Below are 9349 nucleotides of genomic sequence, written 5' to 3' on the forward strand. Positions count from 1 at the left end.
TCACACGGTGGTTCCGTTCGCTTCATCGGCCGCTTGCAGCGCTCCCGATAGCATCGCAGCACCTTTCACGATGATCGGCGCGTTGCACCACGGGCGTCGCCGGCAGGAGACTTCATGCGCGCAGCCATCCATACCCAGTTCGGCGATCCGGCCAAGGTGCTCGAACTCGTCGAACGCCCCACACCGCAACCCGGCAGGGGGCAGGTCCGCATCGCGATGCGGTGTTCGCCCATCCACAACCACGACTTGTGGACGGTGCGCGGCAACTATGGCTACAAGCCCGCCTTGCCAGCGATTGGCGGCAGCGAAGGGTCGGGCGTGATCGATGCGCTCGGCGAAGGTGTCGACGGCTTGCAGGTCGGTCAGCGCGTCGTCGCGGCCGGCGTGCATGAGAGCTGGGCCGAGTACTTTCTGGCCGATGCAACCGGCGTGGTCCCGCTGCCCGACACACTCGATGACGACCGCGGTTGCCAACTCATCGCCATGCCGTTGAGCGCGTTGATGCTGATCGAGTTCCTGCATGTCGAAAAAGGCGACTGGATCGTGCAGAACACCGCCAACGGCGCGGTCGGCAAGACGGTTGCCATGCTTGCCGCAGCACGCGGCATCAACGTGATCAATCTGGTGCGTCGCGACGCCGGCGTGGGCGAATTGAAAGCGCTAGGAATCGGCAATGCGGTGTCGACCGCGCAAGACGGTTGGCAAGACAGCGTGCCCGCGCTGGCCGGCGATGCACCGATCGTGCGCGCGATCGACTCGGTCGCCGGCAAGGCAGCAGGCGAGCTGATGGGTCTGCTTGCCGAAGGTGGCGAGTTGATCTCGTTCGGCTCGATGACCGGCGAGCCCCTGGAGATTTCCAGCGGCGATGTGATCTTCAAGCAGGCCACCGTGCGCGGCTTCTGGGGCAGCAAGGTTATGCAGGCCACCAAGTCCGAGGACAAGCGCCGCATGATCGGCGAGCTGTTGAAGGCCGCGCTCGACGGCAGCCTGGCGCTGCCGGTCGAAGCGGTGTTCGATCTGGACGACGCGGCCAAGGCTGCAGCAGCCAGCGCCGAACCCGGGCGACGCGGCAAGATCCTATTGCGTGCGGGCTGAGCAGCTGCACACGGCAGTCTGAGAGCGGAGGACACCACGCCTGTCCTGCAGCCGCCAGGCGTGCGTGGCCGGTGACCGGAATTTGCATGGGCCACGCGCACACGCCGGCTTCTGTGCGCTGGCCGTGTCTGCCCCCCGACGAGTTGCTCGCCAGGCTCTGTCAGCCGCTCTTGGGGGCCTGCAATCCTTCGAAGCGCCTGGCGCGCGGTGTCTTGGATCGGCCGCGCTGTCCAGCTGCCGCTGATCCGCTCGCGGTCGCTATCGCGGCGGGAAAACTACTCTCTGCCCGTTCGGTCAATTGCTTTCTCTCGCCCTGAGCTTTCCCTTCTCCCGCTTGCGGGGGAAAGTGCCCGAAGGGCGAAGGGCGAAGGGCGAAGGGCGAAGGGCGAAGGGCGAAGGGCGGGGCAGGCGGCAATAAACGCGCCACACCTCACCTCGCGCCTGCGAAAGTCGCCATGCACGTGTCCTTGCTGCTACCCCGCGCGATGCGCACGCCTGCATTCCGCGGTCCAGCCGCGCCTCCCGGCACTCGGCCAGGCAGTCGCTCCACCAAAAGTACGGGTGTCACCAACCAGACCACGCGCAAGGCCGCCTCACGCCGGTTCGTCGGGCACCAGCTCCATTTCGAGCCGAATGATGCAGTCCTTGATCTGCAGCTTGCGCTTCTTGAGCCGCTTCATCTGCAGCTCGTCTTCCAGATTGGTGGGCATACGCTGGATTTCCTCGTCCAATGCACGGTGCGCGCGTCGCAACTCGGCGATCTGTTCGACGATTTCGGCGGGTGAGAGGGTGTCCACGCCCCGAGCATACACAACCCCGGGCGATACGCGTCACCTGCGCTTGCCATGCGTCCGCAGGCTGCGACAATGCCAGCGCGCCGCGGGGAAACGGCGGCGCGCCTCATCCATCATTGCCGCGCGGCCACGGCCGCCGAGAAAGGAGTCTTTTGATGCGTTTGCGTTCTTCCCTGCTGGCCCTGAGCCTGCTCACCACCGCCAATCTGGCTTCAGCCGCCGATGTGGCCAAGTACGACGGCTTTCTGTGCTGCAACCTGCGCACCGACGGCAGCTGGATCAGCGACAGCAACTACGCCGAAGACGGCAAGCGCGTGCTCCCGGTCGGCACCCCGGTCAGCGTCACCGGCTTTGGCCGCAATCGCGTCAACCTCAAGATCGCCGGCGAAAAGCAGTCCATCGGCAACGACTACAGCCGCGACCTGGACAACACCGCCTTCGCCGCCCGCTACGTCGTCACCGCCGATCCCAAGCTCAAGCTCGCCACGTATCCGCCCAAGATCCGCCAGGCCATCATGGACGGCAAGCTCACCGGCGGCATGACCCGCGAACAGGTGCTAATGGCGGTCGGTTATCCGATCAGCAGCGAAAACCCGAATCTGGAAGCCTCGCTGTGGCGCTACTGGCGCGACAGCTTCTCCGAATACCAGGTGCAGTTCGGCCCCAGCGGCAAGCTGGTCAAGGTGACGGCGGATCCGCAGTTGATGAATCTGGTCTGGGTGCCTTAGCAACACTTGCTTGGCGTAGTGCGCATCTGCCAGTGGTCTGGGAAGAGGCAACGCACTTTTCGGTTTTGCTGAGTCTTGCAGCAGAGACATAGTTCAACAGATGTCTCTGCTCAGCGGCTGCAAGGCGCTGCCTGTGCAATGGTTGGCCTTGTAAAAATTTTTCCTTGAGAAATCGCCGAAGGCAATTTTCATACATTGGACATTCTCATTCCATTTCTCTGCGTTGCTGCAATGCTCGGCGTGCATGTGTATTTTCATTCCAGACGGTATCGGCCACCGAGCAGGGTGGAGCGCGGCTTGGCGATGCTGTGGCTGGTGATCCGGCGGCTGTTATGCTTTTCCGTGGCGCTGTCGTTCTGGGGAGGTGCCGTCTATATGGGCTATCTAGTGCTCACCAGAGCCGCCTCGCCATCCCTGCTGTGGTGGTCTGCCGGGCTGTTGCCTTTCGGCTATATCTTATTGCACCTGGGCTTGTACGGCGCAGGGCATAAACGTTATGACTGGAATGAGGATAAGAAAGTTCATGCAGAGCGCAAACGCCGGTATGGCTGGCGTTGGTAGTCGTTAGAGACTGTAGAAAATGTCCGGTCAATCGGGTCAGGAAGCCGGGGGAAATGATTTGCATGTCTGAAGTTGCAGGCGGGATCGCTGCGAGCAAGAAAGTTGACTTAGAGCGTCTAACAAAGCCATTGAATTCGAGTCTGTGAATTGAACTGTGTAACTGCCCTTTGACAAGCTACCGGCCCCGACCGGTGAGAGGAGCAGGCAAGTGGAACTGGATAAGGCGACGCTGGACGAACTGACGTCAGGCTGCAAGACGCCACAGGACGTGGAGAAACTGTTTTCGCAGATGTTCAGCACATGATCAACCGCTCGCTGGAGGCGCAGATGCAGGCCCATGTGGGCCATGCGTCGCATGGACGCGCAGGCGGCAACGTGCGCAATGGCAGAAGCCGTAAGACGGTGCAAAGCGCGGTGGGCGACTTGCAGATTCAGACCCCGCGTGACCGCGCGGCACGTTCGAACCGCAGTGGGTGAAGAAGCGCCAGATGCGATTGGCGGGGATGGAGGAGAAGATTCTGGCGTTGCACGCGCGAGGCATGACCACGCGCGACATCGCGTCGGCGCTGGTGGACTTGTACGGGGTGGAGATATCACATGCGTTGATCGCGCAGGCGACCGATGCGGTGCTGGAGCAGGCGCGGGCGTGGCAATCGCGGCCGCTGGATGCGATCTATCCGATCGTCTGGCTGGACGGCATCGTGGTAAAGGTGCAGCACAACAAGCAGGTCATCAACAAGGCCGCACACGTGGTGCTGGGGGTCAACCTGCGCGCAGAGAAGGAGGTCCTTGGCTTGTGGTTGTCTGAACACGAAGGTGCCAAGTTCTGGCTGTCGGTGTTGACCGAACTGCGTCATCGCGGCGTGGGCGACATCTACATCGCCTGCATGGATGGCATGAAAGGCCTGCCCGAGGCGGTGCAAGCGGTGTTTCCGCACACGCTCACGCAACTGTGCATCATGCACCTGCTGCGGGCCAGCCTGCACTACGTCAACGCTGGCGACAGCAAGGCGGTCGTGGCCGCGCTCAAGCGCATCTATCAGTCCGCCACGGCCGAAGAAGCGGCGGCGGAACTGGAGGCGCTGGACACGCAGTGGGGCGGCAAATACCGTGCGGTGGTCCGCTTGTGGCGCGGCAACTGGGACACGATCATTCCGTTCTTCCAGTTCGTGCCGCAGATCCGCAGGGTGATCTACACCACCAATGCCATCGAATCGTTAAACATGCTCATGCGCAAGCTCACCCGCAACCGGCGTATTTTTTCCAACGACTGTGCCGCGCTTAAATCGCTGTTCCTGGCCGTGCGCGAGGCATCGAAGAATTGGCGCTCAATCCATCACTGGAAACAGGCTCTGCAAAGTTCCAGGTGATGTTCGGCGAAGACCGCGTACCGATGAGTGTGCTATGAAAAACATAGTTACACAGTTAGCTTGACAGACCCTAGCTCCACTTCTGGCGTCCTCTAAAAGCGGGGGGATTACCAACTTCGAACGATCTATGAAACTATATCTCAATTCAATCCAGGCATTGAGCTACCATCCTACATAACCGGACAATTTGCAAATCCTTCTCAAAAAAGACAAGTTCGAAAAATAAGGAAGCCTCGCAATGCGGCGCCCCTCACCAGATCGCCTTGATGCTGAGCATCGGTTATCAGATCGCATAATCCTCGCCGAATGATTCGGTTATAGTTTTTCCAAACAAGCAAAGCCGTTGGCAGCATCGAAATAAATGCTCTTTTCTTTCAAAATTCCAGCACCGAGACGCCAAGAAACTGGAAAGACCATCGCTTTTTGATCCGTAACGATGGCGTCGATGTCCATTGCTTGGTTGTCAATGACCATAGAGACATTTGACTCTGCATATTGCAATGTCTTTTTGCCGAACACATCAACGACTTCTTTTTGCTTGAGGCTTTTTTCTGGAAATCCAGCGAGCCCCACGCCGGAGGCCTCTAATATTACTGAGGCGCCGGTGTCCAGATGCACCAACTCACTCTTCCCTCTGATGGTTGCAGGCATGCGTGCAGCCATTGGAGTGCCCCACAACATCGATGAGTATCTGAACTTGTTTTTGCACGAAGAAGCGGCAGTTGGCAATAGCGTCAAACGTTCCTTGCTGATCTTGACTGCACCTAACTGCCTCAACAAATCAAGCCCGATGACATTGGCCTTTACGTCTTTGCTCGTGGAAAACGATACGTTTTTAAATGTAACGCTACCAATCTTTAGATCAACCGGATCAGTGAGCCCGAACTCAACAAGCTTTGAGGTGTTAAGCGCCTCGGAAAAAAACTTCGGCGTAATCGTCAAGCCCATCGCCCCTGCAAATTCCTAACTAATAATTGAGCGTGTCGAACCGGTGTCTAGAATAAAATCGGATTCGCCGGATCGCGGCTTGCCTTCCACCTCGGCTGATAGCATTCCTTTGATCAGGGGGATGCCGTGAGTCATGTCGAGGGCTATTTGTTCTTCTTTCGAGAGTGGCTCCAAAAGCTTTCCCGAAGGTGGCCTACCTACAAATGCTTGGAAATCCGGCCTTGTCAAGGGCTCGGTCTCATCCCCGGTCTTCAATAAGGGCTGCACCTCTGCCTCATATATTTTTTTGACCTCCAACATTCCTCTTGCCCAAGCATCAATATTGCCGTTGGCCAGGAAATTTCCCGAGCCGAGGCTTTTACACAAATACATTGCGCCTTGGCCTTTTTGACTTTTAACGCCTGCATCACCGATGCATCTACTGACCCACGCGTCCGATTTCTTCAAGTCTGAGTTAACTCGTGCCCACGCGGCGGCGGCGGGATACTTTGCCACTCCATCGGATTTTGCCAATACCCTCAAAGTTTCCTCATCTGCGCGCAAGGTCATCAAGGTAATCCCAGGACCATCTTGCGGCAATACATTATCAGCGTGAGCTGTTGATGCATAAACCAACATCAGTACTGGGAGCAATGAGAGCGTCTTTTTATTTTGCATGATTTCACCCGAAAAGCAGCTACCCAAAGGTGGCTGCCGCTATGGTATCAACCTGCCGAATTACGGACCCGAAGGAATGGTGAACTTCACTTCGCTCTTGTAATCATTGGTTGTTGCATCGTAATTAATACTGAACTGGAACGTCAGTCCACCACCCCAGTCATAAGTGTAAGCTGCACTTGCTCCTGTGATGGTGAAGTGGTCCGTCGTCATACCGAGCGAATAGTTATTGCCATTCAACGAGAAGTTGCCGTTTGCAGCAAGACCCCACGCACCCGTGGTTAGATTGTAGCTCTCTGACATATTGAGGGTCAGAAATAGATCGGGGTTGGTCCAGCTTTGAGATGCATGCGCGATGCCACTGGCATCAATCCAAGCCTTGTCGGTTTGAGTCCAACTGTCACCGCTAACCTGGACAGACCCATCACCGCCGCCACCGCCACCGCCATCACCTGGATCCCACGGATCACTAGGAAACCCTGAATCGTTCGGCGGGAAGTCGGGCTCAGGATCAGGCGTTACCGTAACACCCGGCAGATCCTGCGTTTCAACCTGCGCGCCTCCGAATACCAAAGCTCGCTCTTCGGCAGACAACTCCCTCAACTTTTTCTCTTTGCTCATCCTTAGAAGTCCTTTTGTTCCTTGATAAGTTCGATTGGCGCCTTCTTAGCGCCCACCTTTCTTAGCAAAGCTCGCTACAATGCAAAAGCCACCGAAGCAAAAATTGAGAAGCAAAACCATCTTTAACGACTTATTTGCACTAATCAAATACTTTATTAGCTTTACAGCTGTGAGCTGAATGTATGCTTGCAATATATTGACATATATGCAAGGAAACTTAATGATGTATAGGCAATGGATGGCCGATCACGCCAAGGCTGGCGCAAACATCAAGGATATCGCAAAAACTGCGCTGTCTTTACCACTGTTTAATGCGGATCAAAAAATTAATGTCGATCGCGTCGTGCATACCGTCGCCGACTACTTTGGGATCAACATCTGGTCTTTTAAGGTTGCGGGATCGGCCAGGTTTGGCTTTTCCTTAAATACAGGCGAGTGTTTTGATCCCCGATTTTCGGATCTCGATATTGCTTTAATTAGTAGCGAGCTATTCGCAAAATGCTGTTCAACAGATCTTTATCCGCTTGGTGATGTGAGATTTCCAGACTCGCAGCTCCCGCTGCCACAGCGCGCTAAATATAGAAAATTCATCAGTGAATTATCGAGGAGTCACGAACGAAACTTCTCACAGATCTCCATTGCTGTACACCGGGATTTAGCGAGTGTGGTATGCACAACTGCCTCAGCAATTGAAAGATTTTTTCGCCCAAATTCCCTGAGCCCTCAAATTGCAGATAGGCTCAATCAAGACAGGGTAATTGCGTTAGATGCTCAGCCTGGTCATGGTTTTTTCCCGAACAACATCGCTGATGCTACCCCATTCAATTCAGCACCCTTCGTGGTGGACTGGGATCATATACAAAATCACTACTTGGCTAACAGCAGGCGTAGGGATATCTATGATTCGCTCGGGCTTTTTATCCAATTAGTGGAAGAAGTTGCGGAACTATCGTGCTGCCTGATCGGAGGGAGCTTCATTGATCCTGAGGTTGAGCACCCAGCTGATATTGACGTTGTGATTTTTTATACGGCCCGATCTGGTTTAGACCGTGATCTTGGCCGCATGTTGAAAAAAATTACCAACAGAGCGCTGATGCGCGACATTGACGTGCGCTTCGTGCCTTGTGATACAGCACCTTGGATCACCATCAAGATAGCTGCGTTCTTCACCACGCTGTATCAGGCATCTCGAGACGGTAGGCCGCGTCCTGGTCCCCTGTTGACTATTGATCAAAGCATCTGAAATGAAAGAAATATCGACAGGGGCAAGCCGCGTTCTGATTAGCTTACCGCTTCCACCGCCGTCCCATCAGGTGACTTCGTTCTTGGATCAATGCGAGCGGCAAGTTCAGCGTGTGGGGGCTGCCAACGGAGCAGATTTTCACAGAGCGTCGTGGCGAATTAGAAGATGGATATATCCTTCCCATAAGCTCCAAAGTTTTTTAGAGATCGAACATCAAGACTTGGAGCTAGTCGAGCAAGCTGAAGTCGCAGACAGGGTTGACTACCAAGAGTGGATCAAAAAAGCGGGGGACAATCTTTCCATCAACGAGATCACAGCACTCAATCAAACGTTCACAAAACGCCTATCTGGCATGAGAACTTACGCAGCATCGCTTGCTCAGCACTCACATGGTGCTGAGCGCATTCTTCTTCCCGAGTGGGAAAAAGCACAAGATCGGATGAGGCAGATTGTAGAACTTGTTAATGAAGAAGCACTGGGCCAAGGCATCGTTGCCGCAACCCGTGCATTGGTGCTTATTAATAACGCACACGCCTTTTCTGATGGAAATGGACGCACCGCAAGAGCGGTTTTTAATTGGATATTGAGCCGCTCAAAGATGAACGATCCATTTTATATCACTTTAAAAACTCTGTCGGCCTATTCGTTTGGCGCTTACGAGCTTCATCTGAGAGAGGCAGAAATATTCTCGCGCTGGGATGGAGTTTTTCGTTTCCACGCCCAAGCAGTAAGAACAGCGCTTGATGTTCACGAAGAATCTTCCTATTGAGCCAATCTTATGACCAGCAATCGCCACTGGAGAATACAGTCTGAGCCGAGCGAATGATACGCCCAGGGTTCCGTAGACACTTAAGAGCGGCTAACAAAACCATTGAATTCTGTCGAACCGGCGGCATCATTGCCGGCATGAAACGTCGCAACGAGATCCCAACTGCGCTGTGGAAGCGCATCGAGTCACTGATTCCGCAGGTCAAGCCTTCCCCCAAAGGTGGACGACCTCGTGTCAGTGATCAGCAGGCCCTCAACGGCATCGTCTATGTGCTGCGCACGGGCATTGCGTGGGAAGACCTGCCTTTGGAACTTGGCGATGGCAGCGGCATGACCTGCTGGCGTCGGCTGCGTGATTGGCAAGCCAACGGGGTGTGGCATCGTCTACATCAAGTGCTGCTGGCCGAGCGACGTCGCGCCGACACACTGGACCTGAGCCGAGCAAGTCTGGACGCCGCCAGCGTGGCCTCCCCCCGGGGGGCCCGTATACAGGGCCAAACCCAACCGATCGCGGGAAACTCGGCAGCAAACGGCATGTGATCGTTGATCGAAACGGCGTACCGC

9 protein-coding genes and 2 pseudogenes are annotated in these 9349 nt (G+C 55.7%); 7 read left to right on the forward strand and 4 right to left on the reverse strand.

The window, feature by feature from the left end:
- Window positions 1-114 precede the first annotated feature (114 nt).
- Window positions 115-1095, forward strand: coding sequence for a zinc-binding dehydrogenase (locus XBLMG947_RS15590; protein WP_065469543.1), 981 nt, complete (start codon window positions 115-117; stop codon window positions 1093-1095).
- 593 nt (window positions 1096-1688) lie between these two features.
- Here the strand turns inward: XBLMG947_RS15590 and XBLMG947_RS15595 are convergent.
- Window positions 1689-1892 carry a YdcH family protein gene (locus XBLMG947_RS15595; RefSeq protein WP_065469544.1) on the reverse strand — a complete coding sequence of 68 codons (204 nt, stop codon included), beginning with the start codon at window positions 1890-1892 and terminating at the stop codon, window positions 1689-1691.
- Between the two features lie 152 nt (window positions 1893-2044).
- On the opposite strand from XBLMG947_RS15595, the gene XBLMG947_RS15600 reads away from it, so the two are divergent.
- The 3 genes and pseudogenes from XBLMG947_RS15600 to XBLMG947_RS15610 all read left to right on the forward strand — a co-directional run bounded on the left by XBLMG947_RS15600 (window position 2045) and on the right by XBLMG947_RS15610 (window position 4586).
- Window positions 2045-2617: a hypothetical protein gene (locus tag XBLMG947_RS15600; protein WP_065469552.1), complete on the forward strand. Its 573-nt coding sequence runs from the start codon at window positions 2045-2047 to the stop codon at window positions 2615-2617.
- A gap of 195 nt (window positions 2618-2812) precedes the next feature.
- The gene (locus tag XBLMG947_RS15605) at window positions 2813-3178 is read left to right on the forward strand and encodes a hypothetical protein (RefSeq protein WP_139074407.1); all 366 of its coding nucleotides are present in this window, start codon (window positions 2813-2815) and stop codon (window positions 3176-3178) included.
- Window positions 3179-3386: 208 nt separating this feature from the next.
- Window positions 3387-4586 (forward strand): annotated as a pseudogene (locus XBLMG947_RS15610) (IS256 family transposase).
- Between the two features lie 277 nt (window positions 4587-4863).
- On the opposite strand, the gene XBLMG947_RS15615 reads toward XBLMG947_RS15610, so the two are convergent.
- From XBLMG947_RS15615 to XBLMG947_RS22755, 3 genes are read right to left on the reverse strand one after another with little or no spacing between them, the layout of a single operon-like run.
- Window positions 4864-5496: a hypothetical protein gene (locus tag XBLMG947_RS15615; protein ID WP_065469546.1), complete on the reverse strand. Its 633-nt coding sequence runs from the start codon at window positions 5494-5496 to the stop codon at window positions 4864-4866.
- A gap of 15 nt (window positions 5497-5511) precedes the next feature.
- Window positions 5512-6153, reverse strand: coding sequence for a hypothetical protein (locus XBLMG947_RS22750; RefSeq protein WP_139074408.1), 642 nt, complete (start codon window positions 6151-6153; stop codon window positions 5512-5514).
- Window positions 6154-6213: 60 nt separating this feature from the next.
- On the reverse strand, window positions 6214-6774 hold the full coding sequence (locus XBLMG947_RS22755; protein WP_139074409.1) for a hypothetical protein: 561 nt from the start codon (window positions 6772-6774) through the stop codon (window positions 6214-6216).
- Window positions 6775-7012: 238 nt separating this feature from the next.
- Between XBLMG947_RS22755 and XBLMG947_RS22760 the strand changes: the two genes are divergently transcribed.
- From XBLMG947_RS22760 to XBLMG947_RS15630, 3 genes and pseudogenes are all read left to right on the forward strand, one after another.
- Complete coding sequence (locus XBLMG947_RS22760; RefSeq protein ID WP_139074410.1) at window positions 7013-8017, forward strand: DUF6932 family protein; 1005 nt, start codon at window positions 7013-7015, stop codon at window positions 8015-8017.
- 70 nt (window positions 8018-8087) lie between these two features.
- Window positions 8088-8786 carry a Fic family protein gene (locus tag XBLMG947_RS21760; RefSeq protein ID WP_209437485.1) on the forward strand — a complete coding sequence of 233 codons (699 nt, stop codon included), beginning with the start codon at window positions 8088-8090 and terminating at the stop codon, window positions 8784-8786.
- A 137-nt stretch (window positions 8787-8923) separates the two neighbouring features.
- Window positions 8924-9349: pseudogene (locus XBLMG947_RS15630) on the forward strand (IS5 family transposase); the annotation flags it as partial.

This window comes from Xanthomonas bromi, from assembly GCF_900092025.1.
GTDB classification, from domain to species: domain Bacteria; phylum Pseudomonadota; class Gammaproteobacteria; order Xanthomonadales; family Xanthomonadaceae; genus Xanthomonas; species Xanthomonas bromi.

What these genes read in the sequence shown, in the direction of transcription:
- XBLMG947_RS15590 (WP_065469543.1), top strand. Translation starts at nt 115, where the DNA reads ATGCGCGCAGCCATCCATACCCAGTTCGGCGATCCGGCCAAGGTGCTC.
- XBLMG947_RS15600 (WP_065469552.1), top strand. Translation starts at nt 2,045, where the DNA reads ATGCGTTTGCGTTCTTCCCTGCTGGCCCTGAGCCTGCTCACCACCGCC.
- XBLMG947_RS15615 (WP_065469546.1), bottom strand. Translation starts at nt 5,496, where the DNA reads ATGGGCTTGACGATTACGCCGAAGTTTTTTTCCGAGGCGCTTAACACC.
- XBLMG947_RS22750 (WP_139074408.1), bottom strand. Translation starts at nt 6,153, where the DNA reads ATGCAAAATAAAAAGACGCTCTCATTGCTCCCAGTACTGATGTTGGTT.
- XBLMG947_RS22755 (WP_139074409.1), bottom strand. Translation starts at nt 6,774, where the DNA reads ATGAGCAAAGAGAAAAAGTTGAGGGAGTTGTCTGCCGAAGAGCGAGCT.
- XBLMG947_RS22760 (WP_139074410.1), top strand. Translation starts at nt 7,013, where the DNA reads ATGGCCGATCACGCCAAGGCTGGCGCAAACATCAAGGATATCGCAAAA.